At 47.0% G+C, this 18,391-nt stretch carries 17 protein-coding genes and 6 pseudogenes; 8 read left to right on the top strand and 15 right to left on the bottom strand.

From position 1 onward, the window contains the following. The first annotated feature begins 7 nt into the window (after nucleotides 1-7). Together H7R58_RS25430 and H7R58_RS25425 are read left to right on the top strand one after the other, a co-directional pair. Nucleotides 8-286, top strand: a complete 279-nt coding sequence (locus H7R58_RS25430) for a hypothetical protein (RefSeq protein ID WP_225024612.1) — start codon at nucleotides 8-10, stop codon at nucleotides 284-286. Nucleotides 287-307: 21 nt separating this feature from the next. Next, on the top strand, nucleotides 308-577 hold the full coding sequence (locus H7R58_RS25425; protein ID WP_225024611.1) for a helix-turn-helix domain-containing protein: 270 nt from the start codon (nucleotides 308-310) through the stop codon (nucleotides 575-577). A gap of 83 nt (nucleotides 578-660) precedes the next feature. Here the strand turns inward: H7R58_RS25425 and H7R58_RS24460 are convergent. The 7 genes and pseudogenes from H7R58_RS24460 to H7R58_RS24430 form a co-directional block, all read right to left on the bottom strand. Next, nucleotides 661-1,110, bottom strand: a pseudogene (locus tag H7R58_RS24460) (MFS transporter); the annotation flags it as partial. 151 nt (nucleotides 1,111-1,261) lie between these two features. Beyond that, nucleotides 1,262-1,465 carry an HHA domain-containing protein gene (locus H7R58_RS24455; protein WP_049077905.1) on the bottom strand — a complete coding sequence of 68 codons (204 nt, stop codon included), beginning with the start codon at nucleotides 1,463-1,465 and terminating at the stop codon, nucleotides 1,262-1,264. A gap of 33 nt (nucleotides 1,466-1,498) precedes the next feature. Further along, the gene (locus H7R58_RS24450) at nucleotides 1,499-1,867 is read right to left on the bottom strand and encodes a hypothetical protein (protein WP_048293716.1); all 369 of its coding nucleotides are present in this window, start codon (nucleotides 1,865-1,867) and stop codon (nucleotides 1,499-1,501) included. Nucleotides 1,868-1,970: 103 nt separating this feature from the next. Beyond that, nucleotides 1,971-3,199, bottom strand: a protein-coding gene (locus H7R58_RS24445) for an IS3 family transposase (protein WP_094333936.1) whose coding sequence is annotated in 2 segments (ribosomal slippage) — nucleotides 1,971-2,884 and nucleotides 2,884-3,199 — 1,230 coding nt in all. Because the reading frame shifts where the segments join, the coding sequence is not laid out codon by codon here. A gap of 43 nt (nucleotides 3,200-3,242) precedes the next feature. Beyond that, complete coding sequence (locus H7R58_RS24440; protein WP_109964078.1) at nucleotides 3,243-3,740, bottom strand: DNA-binding protein; 498 nt, start codon at nucleotides 3,738-3,740, stop codon at nucleotides 3,243-3,245. 30 nt (nucleotides 3,741-3,770) lie between these two features. Next, nucleotides 3,771-4,346, bottom strand: coding sequence for a hypothetical protein (locus H7R58_RS24435; RefSeq protein ID WP_020317495.1), 576 nt, complete (start codon nucleotides 4,344-4,346; stop codon nucleotides 3,771-3,773). Further along, nucleotides 4,334-4,603 (bottom strand): hypothetical protein, encoded by a 270-nt coding sequence (locus H7R58_RS24430; RefSeq protein ID WP_020804424.1) that lies wholly within the window; start codon nucleotides 4,601-4,603, stop codon nucleotides 4,334-4,336. Before H7R58_RS24430 ends, H7R58_RS24435 begins: the two co-directional genes overlap by 13 nt. Nucleotides 4,604-5,039: 436 nt before the next feature. Between H7R58_RS24430 and H7R58_RS24425 the strand changes: the two genes are divergently transcribed. Next, nucleotides 5,040-5,729, top strand: coding sequence for an RES family NAD+ phosphorylase (locus tag H7R58_RS24425; RefSeq protein WP_020315560.1), 690 nt, complete (start codon nucleotides 5,040-5,042; stop codon nucleotides 5,727-5,729). A 31-nt stretch (nucleotides 5,730-5,760) separates the two neighbouring features. On the opposite strand, the gene H7R58_RS24420 is transcribed toward H7R58_RS24425, so the two are convergent. Next, nucleotides 5,761-6,450: a hypothetical protein gene (locus H7R58_RS24420; RefSeq protein WP_004193995.1), complete on the bottom strand. Its 690-nt coding sequence runs from the start codon at nucleotides 6,448-6,450 to the stop codon at nucleotides 5,761-5,763. Between the two features lie 139 nt (nucleotides 6,451-6,589). Between H7R58_RS24420 and H7R58_RS25550 the strand changes: the two are divergent. Then, nucleotides 6,590-6,700 (top strand): annotated as a pseudogene (locus H7R58_RS25550) (hypothetical protein); the annotation flags it as partial. A 107-nt stretch (nucleotides 6,701-6,807) separates the two neighbouring features. Here H7R58_RS25550 and H7R58_RS25420 read toward each other — a convergent pair. Beyond that, nucleotides 6,808-8,292, bottom strand: a pseudogene (locus tag H7R58_RS25420) (P-loop ATPase, Sll1717 family); the annotation flags it as partial. A gap of 68 nt (nucleotides 8,293-8,360) precedes the next feature. Here H7R58_RS25420 and H7R58_RS24410 point away from each other — a divergent pair. Beyond that, nucleotides 8,361-9,341: an IS5-like element ISKpn26 family transposase gene (locus tag H7R58_RS24410; protein WP_000019445.1), complete on the top strand. Its 981-nt coding sequence runs from the start codon at nucleotides 8,361-8,363 to the stop codon at nucleotides 9,339-9,341. Continuing rightward, on the top strand, nucleotides 9,323-9,583 hold the full coding sequence (locus tag H7R58_RS25545; RefSeq protein WP_320108699.1) for a hypothetical protein: 261 nt from the start codon (nucleotides 9,323-9,325) through the stop codon (nucleotides 9,581-9,583). Before H7R58_RS24410 ends, H7R58_RS25545 begins: the two co-directional genes overlap by 19 nt. Here H7R58_RS25545 and H7R58_RS25695 read toward each other — a convergent pair. Next, nucleotides 9,550-10,038, bottom strand: a pseudogene (locus H7R58_RS25695) (P-loop ATPase, Sll1717 family); the annotation flags it as partial. The gene H7R58_RS25545 and the pseudogene H7R58_RS25695 sit on opposite strands and share 34 nt — an antisense overlap. Nucleotides 10,039-10,119: 81 nt before the next feature. After that, nucleotides 10,120-10,671 carry a recombinase family protein gene (locus H7R58_RS24400; RefSeq protein WP_019706028.1) on the bottom strand — a complete coding sequence of 184 codons (552 nt, stop codon included), beginning with the start codon at nucleotides 10,669-10,671 and terminating at the stop codon, nucleotides 10,120-10,122. 163 nt (nucleotides 10,672-10,834) lie between these two features. Here H7R58_RS24400 and H7R58_RS24395 point away from each other — a divergent pair. Next, nucleotides 10,835-13,844: pseudogene (locus tag H7R58_RS24395) on the top strand (Tn3 family transposase). Nucleotides 13,845-13,877: 33 nt separating this feature from the next. On the opposite strand, the pseudogene H7R58_RS24390 reads toward H7R58_RS24395, so the two are convergent. The 3 genes and pseudogenes from H7R58_RS24390 to H7R58_RS24380 all read right to left on the bottom strand — a co-directional run. Continuing rightward, nucleotides 13,878-14,366 (bottom strand): annotated as a pseudogene (locus H7R58_RS24390) (substrate-binding domain-containing protein); the annotation flags it as partial. Nucleotides 14,367-14,928: 562 nt separating this feature from the next. Next, a complete protein-coding gene (locus H7R58_RS24385; protein WP_022631502.1) occupies nucleotides 14,929-15,129 on the bottom strand; it encodes a hypothetical protein in 201 nt (66 codons plus the stop codon). Nucleotides 15,130-15,429: 300 nt separating this feature from the next. After that, nucleotides 15,430-16,398: an IS5-like element IS903B family transposase gene (locus tag H7R58_RS24380; RefSeq protein WP_077255787.1), complete on the bottom strand. Its 969-nt coding sequence runs from the start codon at nucleotides 16,396-16,398 to the stop codon at nucleotides 15,430-15,432. 94 nt (nucleotides 16,399-16,492) lie between these two features. Between H7R58_RS24380 and H7R58_RS24375 the strand changes: the two genes are divergently transcribed. Further along, nucleotides 16,493-16,843 carry a CopM family metallochaperone gene (locus tag H7R58_RS24375; protein WP_004187110.1) on the top strand — a complete coding sequence of 117 codons (351 nt, stop codon included), beginning with the start codon at nucleotides 16,493-16,495 and terminating at the stop codon, nucleotides 16,841-16,843. A 185-nt stretch (nucleotides 16,844-17,028) separates the two neighbouring features. Here H7R58_RS24375 and H7R58_RS24370 read toward each other — a convergent pair whose 3' ends face one another. Next, a complete protein-coding gene (locus H7R58_RS24370) occupies nucleotides 17,029-17,937 on the bottom strand; it encodes an HNH endonuclease (protein ID WP_080933653.1) in 909 nt (302 codons plus the stop codon). Between the last annotated feature and the right edge of the window lie 454 nt (nucleotides 17,938-18,391).

The raw sequence follows: 18,391 nt of genomic DNA, 5'->3' as shown, positions 1-18,391 counted from the left end.
GGACTCTATGAATATCTATGTTGTTACCAATAATAATTTCATGCTTGAAGGTCTGAAATGTATGTTTAGCGACAACAGCCTCTCCGTCAACAGGGTTTTATTTTCCCGGATCACCGAAATTGCTTTCAGCAACAGCGATGTGGTGATTGTGGAGTCAGAGCTGAAAACCTGCGATGCCGGGCGTCTCAAACACCTGCACATTTCACCAGTCAATATCATCTTTTTATTAAAACCGCGGTCAGGAATGAGGGGGGCAGATCGCGAAGCGGTATTCATTGATACCTAATTAACAGGTAATGAATATCTCATGATAAGGCAGGTTTTTAAAAAAATGCGGATTCATCTGAAGAGGGAAAAGTTGGCGTTTACCAAAAGAGAAGCGCATATCATCCATCTGATTTTAAATGGCTACTCGCTGGTGGAAATTTCCCGCCGCCTGCTAATCTCCATAAAAACGGTTCAGTCTTATGTCAATATTATTTTGCATAAACTGAATGCCACAAAAATAAGTGAAATATACCGTTGTAAAAGCCTCATCATTGACAGCTTTGTCAGGAAAAATTTGCATCTTCAATGAGATATGGATTTTTCCTGATACACTATCCATCGATAAACGACAAAGAAAAAGGCAATGTCAGCGGCGACATTGCCTCGCGAATATTATAAGGTTTCGTTTTGCACCACACCACTGCGTGGGCCTGTATTACGTCCATTGCTCAGGAAGACCACGCCAAACAGCAGAATCACCGAGACGATGGCGGAGAACAGATAGAATACAAAATGGTAGCCAAACGCATCAAACAACATCCCCACCGGGATCGATAACAACACGATACCCAGCGAGCTGGCGATCTGAAATCCTACAAGAAAGATGGTGGAAGATAAGCGAGAATCAAAGTTGGACACGCTGTATTTGAATACCGAGATCACAAACAGCGGTACTTCAATCGCATGAAATAGCTTAATCAGCGAGATGATGTAAGGGCTTTCTGAGGTTGCTGACACCAGAATGCGACAGATCATGATCATGCCTCCTGCAATCAGCGCTTTTTTCGCTCCCACCTTGTTTACAAAGAAGGGGATGACGGCCATTCCGATGGCTTCCAGCAAGAATAACTACCATAGTGCCTGCTACAGCGGCTAAGAAAAAAGTGGTGAAGAATGCGCATCCGACTACCAGTAACAATCCAATCAGTTCAAATATCATATTCATGATTGCGCTCCAGGTGAGATAACTGCGAACAGACTGATGCTGGCTGTATTATTTAACATATTTCCAGACGCCTGCAGGTATTTTATCATAAAACTTCCCCATTGCCATTTCCGCCAGCCGGTGATCAACCGCGGCATTGAAATGCTCAAGCTCATCATCTGACAGAGAATATTTATTTTTTTCTATTATCCTTTCCAGGGTTTCCTTTGATGTACAGCGCCGTAGTCGAAAAATCCATTCCTGTTTCGTCATTGGTTTTTTATATCCTGAGGTGTCCCGGTAATATCATTCTGGAAGATGCTTTTCTTTCAGCCGGTTATGAGTGAACCATTTTGCATATATGATGTAACCCACAAAAGTTAAGAGTGCGGACAGGCTATATATCCGGAGAACAGGTACCACGTGATGAAAACGTATCATCTGACCGGATTCATCTGCCAGACTCATTAATGCATTGCTGTATGGTTCAGTCTGAAAGAACTCGTAGTAAGGTACCATCACAACGTGAAGAAAAAATAAATTAAGCAGATACGTCAGAGAGAACGCGTGCTCCTGCCCGTTATAGGGCGCATACTGCGCGAAGGCGAACATCCATCCTGTGAAAAGCAGAAAACACATCGTGAAATACACCACCACCCATATCGCTGTTTTCATCACTGCCCCTCAGTTATATAATTTTTCTGTAACGCAAATTTCTTCAGGCGTTATGGCCCGTGCCGTTCTGCTTCAGATAATCACTGATGCTCTGGATTGGCCCCTATATTTCCAGACACTTTTTATCGCTTAACCCATTACTGGTTCGCCGCCGCAGATATTCCCGTGGCGAACGATATCCCAGTGCACTGTGCGGATGCCATTCGTTGTAATGTTCGAAGGCCTCCGCAAGGTTCTTTGCCGCTGTTAACCCGTCAGGTTTTGGCATGATGCTGATGTAGTCGCGCTTCATCGTTTTCACGAAGCTCTCCGCCATTCCGTTGCTTTCTGGACTACGTACCGCCGTATGTTTTGGCTCCAGTCCTACCATTCTGGCGAACTGACGCGTCTGATGAGAACGGTAGGCTGAACCGTTGTCTGTCAGCCACTCAACGGGGGATGTCGGCAGCCTGTTACCGAAGCGACGCTCTACTGCACCCAGCATGACGTCCTGCACGGTTTCACTGTCATATCCACCGGTACTTGCCGCCCAGTGAAGTGCCTCGCGATCGCAACAGTCCAGCGCGAACGTGACCCGCAGTTTTTCACCGTTATCACAGCTGAACTCGAAGCCGTCGGAGCACCACCGCTGGTTACTTTCTCCAACGGCCACTTTCCCTCTATGCGCCCGCTTCGAGGGCGGTATTGCCGGTTTACGCTCAAGCAGCAGCGCATTCTGACGCATGATGCGGTATACGCGTTTGGCATTGATCACCGCCATGTCGTCAGTTTCTGATTGTCTGCGCAGCAGTGCCCATACACGACGATAACCATAGGTGGGCAGATCGTCGATAACGGTATGGATACGAGCCAGCGCTTCAGTATCATCAGGCTTGCGCTTGCACCGACGATCCTGCCAGCCCTTCGACCGACGGGCCATGGCATGCAGTTGCGCACGTGAGACCCGGAGGCAACGACTGACAAGGCTTATTCGCCATCCTCCGGCAACAAGGGCACGTGCGCTATCCACTTTTTTTGTCGGCCATATTCAACGGCTTCTTTCAGCAGCTCGTTTTCCATGGTTTTTTTGCCCAGCAGGCGCTGTAACTCTTTAATTTGCTTCATTGCAGATGCCAGCTCCGACGCGGGTACAACCTGTTCACCCGCGGCAACCGCAGTGAGACTGCCTTCCTGATATTGCTTACGCCACAGGAACAGCTGACTGGCAGCAACGCCATGCTGACGGGCGACCAGCGACACGGTCATTCCGGGCTCAAAGCTCTGCTGAACAATGGCGATTTTTTCCTGAACGCTGCGCCGTCTGCGCTTCTCTGGACCTAGAACATCAATCATTCGGACTCCAACGACTAGTCTAAAACTAGTATTAAGACTATCACTAATTTAAGTGATACCAACTGTCTGGAGATTCATGGGGCCAGTCTATGCTCAGGCCGGACAAGCGAATTATATCCGAAATCTCCCTGAACTGCTCCTCCCAGCCGTCCTGCAGCTCCCTGATTGCCGCGATCTGGAAAGCAACACTGAAAGGCGTTCTGCCCAGTTTCTCGGAAAGCCAGAACAGATGCTTGCCAATCTCTTCGTCCGGTACCGAATCGAGCGCATCACTCAGTAAGGTTTTTTCGTCTTCCTGCCAGGGATGACCGGCTCGCGGAAAACGCGGATCAGGCTGGCGGTCTTTTTTCTCCCTTTTTTCCCGTCTGGCAACGGCCGGCGCTTCGCCTTTTTTCAAGCCGACGCGCGCTTTCATGGCGCCGATGGCAGCGACGGCCAGTACCAGCGTTTCACGCTCCTTGCGCGTGAGCAGGCTGTCCTCGCAAATCAGGGTGTTCAGGTTATCGATCAGCGTATTCAGCCCGGGTTCAGTGACTTTCATTTTATGCTCCTGTTCCTTGTGTGGTGGCGATCAGTCCCGGCTCTCATTCACCTGAACGATGACCGGCAGGCCTGCATCAAAACAGGCCTGATACCAGCTGGCCACCTGCAGGGGATCGCCCTCTTTTATCCGGCGTATGCCGCCGGCATCCGTCAGCTGCAGGCAGGTGGTACCGTCCAGACGGATCACGTAGGCCGCTTCCCTGATGGTGTAATGGCCGTCATCCAGCTGCAGCTCCACCGCGTCACCGGCAGCCGTCTGGCGTAACGGCAGACGCCGGACGTCGGTCAGTCGTTGTCGTGCCGTTTCAGCCTCGCGTTCTGCCTGGAAGAGCGGTTCTGCAATGCCGCGACCGGCCTCCGTCAGCTCGACGGCCAGCTGCAGGTTCGGCGCGCGCAGGGTGCGCAGCCAGCCCGCGGCTTCCATGCGCCGGCAGGAGGCGCGCAGGTTCGGTCCGTACACCGGGGCGTCCCCGCCCTGCTCCAGCACCCGCTCGATATCCCGCGTCGCCACCGGCCCCGGACGTTTCGCATCGAGGGCGGCCAGCACAATCAGTACCCGTCGCTGCAGCGGCGACGGCCTGCGGGAGGTTGTTACTGCTGCCATGAACGTTGTTCTGCTGTGGGAGCGCGCAGGAGCATTCCGGTGAGGCGCAGATGGTCCCTGTCGGCGACGTCTTCCGGGGCACGGCCCGCCATCGCCAGGTGGTACCAGAGTTCGATCGCGCTGCGTGCCCAGGCAATCTCCGCATCGGGGTCATTGCAGTCTGCGCGGCCGGCTCGTTCGAGACACCCGTTAATGAAGTCTTCCGTGTCGGCGGTCATCGTTTCATAGCTGAGGCGAAAGTATACTTTTTCATCCATCCTGCACGCTCCGTCTGATAATGTCTGGTTAAGTGTAAAGTCATATCATGTATAGTTTATTGCTAATCAATTAAACATCATATCAGATATGATTTTATTATTAATGATAAATATCATTCTTAGTATGATTTTATGCATGTTCATTAATTATCATATCTATTGCGGGTTTCCCGCCGTGCAGATCCGGTTTCTGGCTTAAGCGGATCCGCACGTCTTCTTTTATGAATGGTAGTCCCCCTATACCGTAATTTTTCTGCCCCTCTGTGCATTACAAGCCGTTGTTTAACATTCTCAATCGTTTATGCTTTGAGGGTCTGTCAGCACAGCGACAGATACATCGTCCAGCCGGGCATTCTGTCCGGGGGACAAAACATCAAAACGATGGAGATTAAGCCTATGGCTTATGTTAATCCTTATATGAAAGGTGGTGGAAAATATGAGTTCAAAATCAGGGGTAAACCCAAACGACGAAGTTAATCAGACTGTTGAAACTTCTCTAAATGCAGGCATGAATGAACAGGACGTGGCATCTCTCGATAAAATCGGGAAGTTACAGGACGAACAGCTCCAGCGGTGCGGAATGACTGTGCCATCAGGAACTGAGGTGTTCCGGCTTCAGCTCGGTAGTCACGGCGGAAGCAGTGTCTTTTTCAATCGTAATGGCGAGGATTGCCGTTACAGTCTTAATGATGGTGAGAATGGCTCTATGTACGTGGCCAAAACTCCCGACACGGCAATGAAGGAAGTTTTTCAGCATAAAACAGGGCTCAGGGAATCAGATCTCGATAATTACATAATGGGTACAGTAGTCATTGAGAAAGATATTCGGGTCCTTCAGGTCAGTAAGCTGATTAAATGCAGTGATTTAAGGTTGAATGATGTAACAACTTCAACACGTGCAGTGACTCATCAACTGGCTGAAAAAGTTCATTCAGCAGGGTTTGATGGAATGGAGTTTCCGTCAAATGTCACCAGTGACCCATGCCTTGTGCTATGGCATGACGATCCGGCCGGAACCGGGATGGCCATAACCCGGAGCCAGACAAGTCTCAGTCAGTTTGAGTATCAGGGTAAGGAAGCGGCAGATATTCTTGTTTATGACCTGGGAATTCCTGTTGAGGAATAATTGATAAAGGGGGGGCAAGCACCCCCTTTCATTAAACGGCGTTCTGTGTGCCATAGTTGCGAGCCAGCCGGCGTAATTCATTCATCACTTTTTCATCCGGATTGCCTTTCAGAACCTCGGCGACGGTAAACGAACGCCCTGCAGGGTTCAGCCCATCCAGGACAGTATTTCTCTGTTCCATAAAGAAAGAATACTTCATTCGGTCACTGAAGCTGCTCAGCATAGTCAGCAGTTCGGCCACACCCCGGAGCACGCCTTTGTCCGAGATCCCTTCCTCATCAGTAAACTGAAACACCGGGTAGTAAAACTCACCGTCAATATCAAGAGCAAGTAACTGATCGGTATCTTTCCAGGTTTTAACTGTGGGTTTACTCTTGCCCACCATTTCTGCAGCTTTAGCTGAGGTGTAAACCCCGCCGTCATTTTCCAGTCTCTGAAGGAAAAGGGCCTTACTGTGTAAACGTCGCTGCTGACGTTTTTTTTCAGGCGTCAGGCTGTTAACTGCGCGATTTTCAAGTAACTTCAGGATGACATCCATGGTAAAAACCGCATCGGTATTCCCCATACTTTCAGGAGCAATCGGTGTTTTACCTGACCGAACTTCCTCTACCAGATCCTGAAAAAAATTCTCAAGACGCTCTGCAGCAATGCTGTTGTCCAAAAAATTATGCATAGTGGAGGAACGATCATTACCGTTTCGTTTTTGAGTTGATGTGTTCATAAAACCTCCTTTTCGATTTCATGCTTTATAGACTACGTTAAATCGTTAAGTTGTGCAAGTTTTGTTCTCACCCCACCTTTTATAGTTTTTAACTATTGATTATTGAATTTTCTTCGGTATTAATTATTTCGTCATTTGAGATCCGAAAAAAGGTTTTTCCGGATCTTCGTTCCTGCCCCCGGCGCACAGCGGCCCCGCAACACAAGATGTAGCGGTGTTTCCAGCTGACAGTGACGCTATATGTGGGGTTTGAGGTCCAATGGAACGAAAACGTACGCTAAGGATATATATTATTGATTTATAATAAAATATGAGAAAATTCCTTTTCAGGAACCCTCTCATATGATGTAACTGATGCTATTTTCTTCGTTTCTTTTGAGTACTTTTAATAGCCATATATGATGTTTCATATAGAGTTAAAAGTTTCCCCATCTGACTATCTATAGCGTCATGCTTCTCAGGATTTCTTAATTTTTGCAACAATTTAGATATATATTTCGCAGGTAATTTTATTATTAATGAATTATGAGATTGATACATTTCTTTTGTCCAATCCAAATCTCTCCCTGATTTCAATGCCTCACTTTCTTCTCTATTAATAATAAATCCTAATTTTCCATACGGACCTGTTAAATATGATTGTAATTGTCTGTACTCAGATGGGCCTAATTCTTCAAAATTTTTCGCATCAAAAACAACTTGTCTTGTTTTATAGTCTTCTAATACACGCTTCCAAAAATCTGATTTTCCACCATTGGTACCTATAATATCTCGTCTCTGAACCGCGTTACCGTTTGGATGCGGTTTTATATCTGTCAGGTGGGATGCAAATACAATTCTTAGTGCGTCTAAGCACCATTGCTCAAATTCATTAGCCCCTTCATTTCCTGTCGGTATTTGATCCAGATGAGTGGTTATTTGACCTATTGTTTTATTTCTAATGGCTGAATTATCGGAAACAACATTGATATCATATTCGTCATTTATTTCCTCAGCTTCCTCTGGAGCAAGAGCGTTGCGATTTAAATTCAAACCAAGCCAATAACATGGATGAATTAATAGTTTTTCACTGCTTTCAAAACCTTTATCTGGGGTTCGTCCATCATGGCAAAATGAATAAGATGAAGTGTTTTTATCACGTATACCCACAAATCCTACGCTATACAAACTTTGGAGGATTCCACTAGCTTTTAGTAATTGTATTTCAGAGATTATTTTGGGGTCTTCATTTTCTTCTATTGATTCGAAAGATGCTTCTATTTTTTTTAAGCAAGTGTAGACTGTTAATTCAGGTTCAATACTACGGAATGCGCTAGTTATAACTTGTATTGAAGGAAAGATCTTCTGGTACTCCTTCCAAAGGTCTTCAAGCCTGGCCATGGAAATTGACTTGGCTGCATATTCTAGATCAGTGTTAATAATGGTTTCTCGACTCTCTCTAAATGCGGAGAAAAAAGCTTCATTTAACAATGACAGTAAATCTCTGGGGCGGTAAAGGGTAAATTGCAAGCATCGTTTAAAACCACTCCTTCCTTTGAGGTCATCGGCTGTACACCTATCCCAAACCCGTTGATCTTTCTCAATATCTAGATTAAATGCCACTTTCATTCTTTTAGCCGATAGCATTAAGAGTTGTGCCCAATCCCAATGCAGCCTTATGACTTGCCCCTCTATATTTCTTGAGTAGTCAGGATCTTCCTTTGATAGCGATCTAAATATATTATCTCTTAAAAAAATGATTGGGCGAATGCATTTTGCTTTTTGATTTAATTCAATTGAGGCATATGCCAGACCAGCTATGATTCCGATTCCTATATTATCCGGTTCATATGCTTCATCTAGGGAAGGTGCGAACAAGTTCCTGATATGAGATCATCATATTCATCCGGAGCGCATCCCAGAGGGACATCATGAGCCATCAACTCACCTTCGCCGATAGTGAATTCAGCACTAAGCGCCGTCAGACCCGAAAAGAGATTTTCCTCTCCCGCATGGAGCAGATTCTGCCATGGCAGAATATGACCGCTGTCATCGAGCCGTTTTATCCCAAGGCGGGCAATGGCCGACGGCCCTATCCGCTGGAGACCATGCTGCGTATTCACTGCATGCAGCATTGGTACAACCTGAGCGACGGTGCCATGGAAGATGCCCTGTACGAAATCGCCTCCATGCGCCTGTTTGCCCGATTATCCCTGGATAGCGCCCTGCCGGATCGCACCACCATCATGAATTTCCGCCACCTGCTCGAGCAGCATCAACTGGCCCGTCAATTGTTCAAGACCATCAATCGCTGGCTGGCCGAAGCAGGCGTCATGATGACCCAAGGCACTTTGGTGGATGCCACCATCATTGAGGCACCCAGCTCTACCAAGAACAAAGAGCAGCAACGCGATCCGGAGATGCATCAGACCAAGAAAGGCAATCAGTGGCACTTTGGCATGAAGGCCCACATTGGTGTCGATGCCAAGAGTGGCCTGACCCACAGCCTAGTCACCACCGCGGCCAACGAGCATGACCTCAATCAGCTGGGTAATCTGCTTCATGGAGAGGAGCAATTTGTCTCAGCCGATGCCGGCTACCAAGGAGCGCCACAGCGCGAGGAGCTGGCCGAGGTGGATGTGGACTGGCTGATCGCCGAGCGTCCCGGCAAGGTAAAAACCTTGAAGCAGCATCCGCGCAAGAACAAAACGGCCATCAACATCGAATACATGAAAGCCAGCATCCGTGCCAGGGTGGAGCACCCGTTTCGCATCATCAAGCGGCAGTTCGGCTTCGTGAAAGCCAGATACAAGGGGCTGCTGAAAAACGATAACCAACTGGCGATGTTATTCACCCTGGCCAACCTGTTTCGGGTGGACCAAATGATACGTCAGTGGGAGAGATCTCAGTAAAAACCGGAAATAACGCCAGAAATGGTGGAAAAAATAGCCTAAATAGGCTGATTCGATGTGTTTGCGGGAAAAAAATCGGCCCAGATCCGCGAAATTTTAATCAGCGAGTCAGCTTGGGAAGAAATGACCTGCTTATTCGCACCTTCCCTAGCTTATCCATCAATATGACAATTTTCCTGTCTGAGCGCTCAAGAAGTGAAACTATATTGCCTTCGATTTCTGAAATATTCAAATTAAATTGAAGGTCACCAATTGATTCTTCAGGATTGTTTTCATCTAAATATTCTTTTGCTACAATCCTACACTTTCTTAAAATATCACCTTGTGCAGCATTCCATTTCTTTAAATGCTCATTCAACAATGTTTCTGTCGAAATTTGAGATGATAATTTATAATGAGAAGATATATATGATGCTATCTCCATTAACATAGCATATCGCCATAATAACCTTGTGGCTGCCCTGGCTAAATTGAATGAGCCTGTAAATGGCTTCAACATTGATCTAAAGCCAATTATTTGAGTGTCGTCTGGTGAAAAACTTAGGATTAATATTTTTTTATCTTTCTTCCAATGCTCATTTAGCTGAATGAATAAAGCACTTTTACCAGTCCCTCGTCTGCCTACAACAATAGTTCGGTCATCTGTTTCAATTAAAGTTCTAAAGTCAGCAGTTTCGATGAAAGCACTGCTCAACATTTTCTTATCATTTTCTGCTGTTGTATCGCCAAACGGATTAGACTTTGAAGTAATATTAAATTCCATATTCAACCTTTTATATTAGTTGCTTTCATTTATTACTTTATATACTGTTGAACGAGCAATATTCATTGTTTTTGATATGTGTGAGGCTCCTAAACCTTGTTTCCACATATTTAATATCGCACCTCTGTTTATTTTTCTTTTTCTACCGAACACAACTCCCTTTGCCATTGCTTCTTGGCGACCTTCATTTGTTCGTTCTAATATTCTTTGACGTTCGGCTTGAGCTACAGCAGATAGAATAGTGACCACCATTTTTCCCATGTCACCATCAGTACTGATTCCGTCATCGATAAACCGGACAGCTACGCCCTGAGCGTCGAATGCTTTAATTAACTGGATCATATCGGCAGTGTCACGGCCAAGACGGTCGAGCTTCTTCACCAGAATGGCGTCACCATCCTCCACCTTCATGCGCAGCAGATCAAGCCCCGGACGATCAACTGAACTGCCGGATGCCTTATCAGTAAAGATACGATTTGCTTTCACACCTGCTTCTTTGAGCGCCCTGATCTGAATATCGAGCGACTGCTGACTAGTTGATACCCGTGCGTAACCAAAAAGGCGCATAAAAATGTATCCTAAATCAAATATCGGACAACAGGTGTCTGTTATAACAAAAAATCTATTTAATAGACACATAAACAACACCATTTTAGTATGTCCGATAATTTATAATATTTCGGACGGTTGCGAAATTGTTAATTTATGACCATCAGGCAGGGAGGCCGATATGCCCGTCGATTTTCTGACCACGGAGCAGGAACTGAATTATGGTCGCTATGTTGCAGAACCCAATGACGTGCAGCTGGCGCGCTATTTTCATCTTGATGAGCGGGATCTTGCCTTCATTAACCAGCGACTGGGAAGGCATAACCGGCTGGGAATTGCGCTTCAGCTCACCACCGCCCGTTTTCTGGGCTCTTTTCTGACAGATTTAACCCGGGTTCTGCCGGGTGTTCAGCATTTTGTCGCGGTACAGCTTAACATCCGCCGTCCGGAAGTCCTTTCCCGCTACGCAGAACGGGATACTACCCTCAGAGAGCATACTGCGCTGATTAAGGAATATTACGGTTACCATGAATTTGGCGATTTCCCCTGGTCTTTCCGCCTGAAGCGCCTGCTGTATACCCGCGCATGGCTCAGTAATGAGCGACCCGGCCTGATGTTTGATTTTGCCACCGCGTGGCTGCTTCAGAATAAGGTCCTGCTGCCCGGAGCAACCACACTTGTGCGTCTCGTCAGTGAAGTACGCGAACGGGCAAATCAGCGACTGTGGAAGAAACTGGCCGCGTTGCCGGACAGCTGGCAGACCGCCCGCGTGACGGAGCTGCTGGACATTCCTGAGGGGCAGCGTATTTCACCGCTGGAGCAACTGAAAAAGGGACCTGTCACCGTCAGCGGCCCGGCATTTACCGAAGCGCTGGAGCGGTATATCCGGCTGCGAAACCTGGAGTTTTCCCGACTGAATTTTACCGGTCTGCCTGCTATACAACTGCGTAATCTGGCCCGTTACGCAGGCATGCCGTCGGTAAAATATATCGCTTGAATGCCACAGCAGAGAAAACTGGCCGTACTCACCGCATTCGTTAAAGCACAGGAGACTGCGGCGCTGGATGAAGCCGTTGATGTGCTCGATATGCTGATACTGGATATCACTCGTGCGGCGAAGAAAACGGGGCAGAAAAAGCGACTCAGGACGCTTAAAGATCTTGACCGTGCTGCGCTACTACTGGCGCGGGCATGTTCATTGTTGCTGGATGAGCAGGCTGACGATGCTGAACTGAGGGAGACAATATTCAACAGCATACCGAAAAGCAGGCTGGCAGAATCCGTCAGTAAGGTAAATGAGCTGGCCCGGCCTCAGAACAACAATTTCCATGACGAAATGGTGGAGCAGTACGGGCGGGTAAAGCGTTTTCTTCCGGCGGTATTGCGCGACCTGCATTTCCAGGCGGCGCCAGCCGGAGAACATACGCTGTCCGCTATTCATTATCTCACCGAACTGAACGGCTCGAAACAGCGCATCCTGGACGATGCGCCTGAACATATTATTACCGGCCCCTGGAAACGTCTGGTATACGATGCGGAGGGCCGGATACAGCGTGCCGGTTACTCTCTTTGTCTGCTGGAGCGCCTTCAGGATGCACTACGTCGACGGGGCATCTGGCTCGAAAACAGCGATCGCTGGGGAAATCCCCGCGAGAAGCTGTTGCAGGGGGAAGAATGGCAGGCTCAGCGGGTCCCCGTTTGCCGGGCGCTGGGACATCCCACTGATGGACATAAAGGCGTGCAACAGCTGGCGGTCCAGCTGGATGAAACCTGGAAAGCCGTCGCATCCCGCTTTGAAGGAAATGCGGAGGTTCATATTTGCTATGACGGTAAACATCCTTCCCTGACTATCAGCAGCCTGGAGAAACTGGAGGAGCCACCATCGTTGCATCGTCTCAACAGTCGGGTAAGGCAGCTACTCCCGCCAGTAGATTTGACGGAACTGTTGCTTGAAATAGATGCCAGAACGGGATTTACACGTGAGTTTACGCATGTCAGTGAATCCGGGGCCCGGGCGCAGGATCTGCACATCAGCCTGTGGGCGGTCCTGATGGCAGAGGCCTGCAATATCGGACTGGAACCGCTGATAAAGCACAACATACCGGCGCTGACGCGCCACCGGCTCAGTTGGGTGAAACAGAATTACCTCCGGGCGGAAACGCTGGTCAGCGCCAATGCCCGTCTGGTTGATTTTCAGTCCACACTGGAGCTTGCTGGCCGCTGGGGTGGTGGCGAAGTGGCCTCAGCTGACGGCATGCGCTTTGTCACGCCGGTGAAAAACGTCAATTCAGGGCCTAACAGAAAATATTTTGGTTCCGGACGTGGTATCACCTGGTACAACTTCGTCTCTGATCAGTACTCTGGATTCCACGGCATTGTTGTCCCCGGCACATTACGAGATTCCATTTTTGTGCTGGAAGGCCTTCTGGAGCAGCAGACAGGGCTGAATCCGGTTGAGATCATGACGGACACAGCCGGTACCAGCGACATTATTTTTGGCCTCTTCTGGCTGCTGGGATACCAGTTTTCCCCCCGGCTTGCCGATGCCGGTGAAGCGGTATTCTGGCGGGTGGATAAATCGGCAAATTACGGTGCACTGGACGAACTGGCACGTGGTTGTGCCGATCTGTCGAAAGCCGAGGATCAGTGGGATGAGATGATGCGAACCGCCGGTTCGCTGAAACTGGGCACCATTCATGCTTCAGAACTCATTCGCTCTTTGCTGAAAAGCTCGCGTCCATCAGGACTGGCACAGGCGATCATGGAAGTGGGGCGCGTCAACAAGACGCTGTACCTTCTAAATTATATTGATGATGAAGATTATCGTCGGCGGATCCTGACGCAGTTAAACCGGGGAGAAGGCCGCCATGCTGTGGCGAGGGCGATCTGCTACGGGCAGCGCGGTGAGATCAGAAAGCGCTATCGTGAAGGTCAGGAAGATCAACTGGGTGCTCTGGGCCTGGCCACTAACGCAGTGGTGCTGTGGAACACACTTTATATGCAGGAAGCCCTGAGCTGGATGCGCAGTAATGGAGAGGAAACCGGTGGTGAAGATATCGCCAGGTTATCCCCACTGATGCACGGACATATCAATATGCTGGGGCATTATACGTTCACGCTACCGGAGGATATTTTGAAGGGGGGAACTGAGAGCATTAAATTTCAATTTAAACAATGAATTACCTTCTTAGCGTACGTTTTCGTTCCATTGGCCCTCAAACCCCTGGTACAGTCAGTGAACCAACGTAAATCACATATCCACCTTTTCCACCCATATCTTTTGCAAGTTCATCTATATTGGCCTGAGCATATTTTTCGCTATCAATAGTTTCCACATCCCATTGAGCTATCTGCTTATCAGGGGACTCATGAGACAACACAACAATACCTTTATCCCGGGCTTTTTTTAATACAGGCTCCAGAACCGTTGCATCATTTGGTACAACGATAATTGCATTAACATTTTTAGCAATAAGGTCCTCAATGACTTTAACTTGTTGAGCCGGATCCGGGGTTGCTGGCCCTGTCTGATAGGCATTAACATTGAGTTTATCGGCAGCTTCCTTTACGCCAACCCCCATCCGGTTAAACCATGGGATACCATTGACTTTTGCAACCAAGGCAATTTCATATTTCTCTGCTGCGAATACTGAACCGGAAAAAATATATGCTGAAGACATAGCTACGCTAAGCAATGCAATTTTAAGTTTCATATTTTTGCCTTTCTGAACTGTAGGGGGTGGATGTCATGGAAAGATTACCGGTAAAGGGAATAGCTCAGGAAGTCAGGATTACGTAATTGTGAGTTATGCACATTAATGTTAAAATTCATGATTTTTTATGTTGATTTTGTGTTAAATCATGAGGGATTGATGGGGGAAGACAAAATAAAATGTTAATTAATGGTGGTTTTAAATCATATTATTTAACCATTTGATAACATTTCAGGGGTTTTAGGTGATGCCCGAATACAGCGAATTTAAGTCATAAAATTAATTTTTTATTTCGCATGTCTCATTAGTAATTTTTATCACCATAGATAAGTCTGCTGACCGGGGAACCAGCATGCGGAAAAAAGATATGTGATTTGCAGGGGTATACACCGATACGTGCATCAGCGACTGACAACGTCTCTTACTGGTAATGAGGAGCAGGGTGGAAAAATACTTTTTCTGCAAAGTCGTGAACCCCATCTGGGGGTGTTATCTGCCTTCACAGAGATGTTGCCGGAACACAATAATGAACAGGCCGGATTATGCTATCCGGCCTGTTGTGTCAACTTGGTGATTTTTCGACAAATAGATTGAGATGGTAGCGGTAGCTGTCGAGGAACCGGGATTTACATGCATCATTCATACTGCCGGTGACCTGTTCAACGTCCACTTTCCGCCCTTGTGAGTTCATCTGGGCCAGACTTAATGCAATAAAATCAAAATCTTTTGGATGAAACTTTTCTACGTGGTGTATTGCCTGCATATTCCTCCCTTTTAATCGCCATGAAGAGTAAGGTTTATGCTCTGCTATTTTCAGTATGGCCCAGCCTCTCGATATTCTCCTGCAGAGTCGCGAAAACTGTGAGGCCAGCCGCAGATTTTGTACTTTAGGGCGTTTCCTGCCGCCGCAATCCGCCTGTCAGGCCGTCTGGTGGAGGTAAATGCTGCCATGAAGTTGCAACCCAGAATGATTGAGCTGTCATCAGGCGTATGTTTTATTTTTTTATGGCTTTGTTGAATAAATCAGATTTCGGGTAAGTCTCCCCCGTAGCGGGTTGTGTTTTCAGGCAATACGCACGCTTTCAGGCATACCTGCTTTCGTCATTTTGTTCAGCGCTCGTACCAGGGCCATAGCCTCCGCAACCTGACCATCGTAGTCACGCAGCGTCAGTGAACCCCCGAACAGCTGTTTTACCCGGTACATCGCCGTTTCCGCTATCGAGCGACGGTTGTAGTCTGTTGTCCATTTCCACCGCGCATTACTCCCGGTCAGCCGCTGATTCGCAACAGCACGGTTACGGTCTGCATATTCACCGGGCCAGTAACCCGCGCCTTTTCGGGGCGGGATAAGCGCGCTGATTTTTTTGCGGCGCAGTTCATCGTGACAGAGCCGGGTGTCGTAAGCGCCGTCTGCCGATGCTGCCCTGATTTTTCTGTGAGTCTGCCGGATAAGACCCGGGAAGGCCTCTGAGTCCGTCACATTGTTCAGCGACAGGTCAGCGCAGATGATTTCATGTGTTTTACTGTCAACGGCGAGATGCAGCTTACGCCAGATACGGCGGCGTTCCTGGCCATGCTTTTTGACTTTCCACTCGCCTTCACCGAAGACCTTCAGCCCGGTGGAATCAATTACCAGGTGTGCGATTTCACCCCGGGTGGGCGTTTTGAAACTGACATTAACCGACTTTGCCCGCCTGCTGACACAGCTGTAATCCGGGCAGCGTAGCGGAACGTTCATCAGAGAAAAAATGGAATCAATAAAGCCCTGCGCAGCGCGCAGGGTCAGCCTGAATACGCGTTTAATGACCAGCACAGTCGTGATGGCAAGGTCAGAATAGCGCTGAGGTCTGCCTCGTGAAGAAGGTGTTGCTGACTCATACCAGGCCTGAATAGCTTCATCATCCAGCCAGAAAGTTATGGAGCCACGGTTGATGAGGGCTTTATTGTAGGTGGGCCAGTTGGTGATTTTGAACTTTTGCTTTGCCACGGAACGGTCTGCGTTGTCGGGAAGATGCGTGATCTGATCCTTCAACTCAGCAAAAGTTCGATTTATTCAACAAAGCCGTTGGTAGCATCACCAGATTCTGCTACAGTTAACGGGTATCAACGCTAAAAGGATATTTTTTATGAAAGCCAGAAACACTTTATTTGCAGTATTAATGTTATCCCTGCCAGCGATTTCAGCAGAACATTCAGAAATGAAAATGACTGATATGTCTACCTCAGCTTCGTCACAGGAATATATGGCTGGCATGAAAGACATGCATGACAAAATGATGACTGCTGTAAATGAATCCGATCCCGACAAGGCTTTTGCGAAAGGCATGGTAGCACACCATGAAGGGGCAATAGCAATGGCTGAGACTGAGCTAAAATACGGAAAAGATCCCGAAATGAGAAAGCTCGCGCAGGACATCATTAAAGCTCAAAAAGGTGAAATTGAGCAGATGAATAAATGGCTTGATACTCAAAAGTAAAATTTGCAGAAATGTCACGATAAGCGTGGTTTTACATCATTCCTGGACACAGGAGTCTGTTAATCGTTAAATAATACAAACCCGATTAATTTCGGGTTTTGTATTTTTACGCGCCAAATCGGTAACTGCCAGGAAATAATGACATTCTCTGTAAGTAAGGTAAAAGCATTACTATTGAATAACATTCACCTGTTCTGTCCTTTATAATAGCGAATCAAATCCTCCAGAGATATATCGATAGCTACCTGTTTTAACAACTCCTTTCTCTCATTATATATTTTCTCAAGCATTTCTTCATATCCCTGTCCGAGGTGAATTTGCTTATGGCAATTGCAACACAGCGATATTATATTTTCTTCGACGTCAAGCGAAGTGTTAAAGTCATCCTGCCTGGACATAGGTACAATGTGATGAGGTTCAGTATAATTCAGGGGAGAGTTACGCCTTCTGAAGGTTGGGTGTTCGCCATCGACTTCACATCTGTAACCTGCTTTGTTCAGTGCATTTTTTGAAACCCCTTTACTTCTTGGGTACGAGACGCCATTTTTTACTTCTGTTGCATGTTTCTTTGGTTTAGCTTCCCCTGTATATTCAAATGTCTGCGCGACATCAAATGTATTATTCGCCTCCATGGCGTTGATCAACTCATCGTCTGAGTAATACTCATTGGTGGTTATTTCTTTCGACCCAAAAAAATCCAGTTCTTTAATTGCCTGAACAAGTTCATCACGAATAGTCCATAAGTATCTTTTTGGTTTTTCACCGGTTTCTTTACTCTTCATGACTGTAATGAATTTTGTGCCAGGTGCTATATTGCCGATCCCTTTAACTTCAAATCTGCCAAGCTCTTTTTGAACTCTACCACCGAGCCCGTTAATAACGCCATTAGCACTCATACTGTGCTGTTCGTACTTTTTGCCTATATCGAAACATGTGCAGGAATGATTTGGTTCAATATACCATTTTTTTAACACCTCAATACTTTTAGAGTCAAAAACCTTTTCATTCATTAACAGAGCTTTCCATTCTTCCACACTGATATCAATGTCGCAGACGTACTCCCCGTCAATTACCTGGCAAATCTTATTGATCACGATCATCCCCCTGTAATAAAAAATCATCACAATACACAGTTCGTTACCCGGTATGAGTGCGGCCGGGTAACATCTGCAGTATGCCATATTCACAGCTCAGGTAAATCAGAAAAACTATTTTTACAGTACCACAAATGAAATTGTTTCATAAATGACAGGATCTCAGCATCCATAACCAACCATTCCATGTTTTCAGCCTGCCCCAGATATAGTGGACAGATAATTCTGCTCATTATCCGCGACGATGAAACAGTCTCCGGTCAACAAAACCGTACAATACTTTCAATGATCTGCACTTTTAACTGCACAAGCGACATACCATTCAGAACTTAAAAAGTTAACAATGTTTTCATACTGGCGTGTATGCCACATTATTAGCATTTTGCGAATAAAAATAACTGGCATAATTGTATTTAATGATAATGTTACATATTGTTAGCCAGGTTCCGGAAAG

The organism is Klebsiella sp. WP4-W18-ESBL-05, from assembly GCF_014169075.1.
GTDB lineage: Bacteria > Pseudomonadota > Gammaproteobacteria > Enterobacterales > Enterobacteriaceae > Kluyvera > Kluyvera ascorbata_B.
Note: the sequence above shows the minus strand (reverse complement) of the source record. Positions and strands in the feature narration are given on the sequence as shown.

What these genes read in the sequence shown, in the direction of transcription:
- H7R58_RS24385 (WP_022631502.1), bottom strand. Translation starts at nt 15,129, where the DNA reads ATGCAGGCAATACACCACGTAGAAAAGTTTCATCCAAAAGATTTTGAT.
- H7R58_RS24410 (WP_000019445.1), top strand. Translation starts at nt 8,361, where the DNA reads ATGAGCCATCAACTCACCTTCGCCGATAGTGAATTCAGCACTAAGCGC.
- H7R58_RS24425 (WP_020315560.1), top strand. Translation starts at nt 5,040, where the DNA reads ATGAGTTCAAAATCAGGGGTAAACCCAAACGACGAAGTTAATCAGACT.
- H7R58_RS24435 (WP_020317495.1), bottom strand. Translation starts at nt 4,346, where the DNA reads ATGGCAGCAGTAACAACCTCCCGCAGGCCGTCGCCGCTGCAGCGACGG.
- H7R58_RS25430 (WP_225024612.1), top strand. Translation starts at nt 8, where the DNA reads ATGAATATCTATGTTGTTACCAATAATAATTTCATGCTTGAAGGTCTG.
- H7R58_RS24430 (WP_020804424.1), bottom strand. Translation starts at nt 4,603, where the DNA reads ATGGATGAAAAAGTATACTTTCGCCTCAGCTATGAAACGATGACCGCC.
- H7R58_RS24420 (WP_004193995.1), bottom strand. Translation starts at nt 6,450, where the DNA reads ATGAACACATCAACTCAAAAACGAAACGGTAATGATCGTTCCTCCACT.
- H7R58_RS24440 (WP_109964078.1), bottom strand. Translation starts at nt 3,740, where the DNA reads ATGAAAGTCACTGAACCCGGGCTGAATACGCTGATCGATAACCTGAAC.
- H7R58_RS24400 (WP_019706028.1), bottom strand. Translation starts at nt 10,671, where the DNA reads ATGCGCCTTTTTGGTTACGCACGGGTATCAACTAGTCAGCAGTCGCTC.
- H7R58_RS24455 (WP_049077905.1), bottom strand. Translation starts at nt 1,465, where the DNA reads ATGACGAAACAGGAATGGATTTTTCGACTACGGCGCTGTACATCAAAG.
- H7R58_RS24450 (WP_048293716.1), bottom strand. Translation starts at nt 1,867, where the DNA reads ATGAAAACAGCGATATGGGTGGTGGTGTATTTCACGATGTGTTTTCTG.
- H7R58_RS24375 (WP_004187110.1), top strand. Translation starts at nt 16,493, where the DNA reads ATGAAAGCCAGAAACACTTTATTTGCAGTATTAATGTTATCCCTGCCA.
- H7R58_RS25425 (WP_225024611.1), top strand. Translation starts at nt 308, where the DNA reads ATGATAAGGCAGGTTTTTAAAAAAATGCGGATTCATCTGAAGAGGGAA.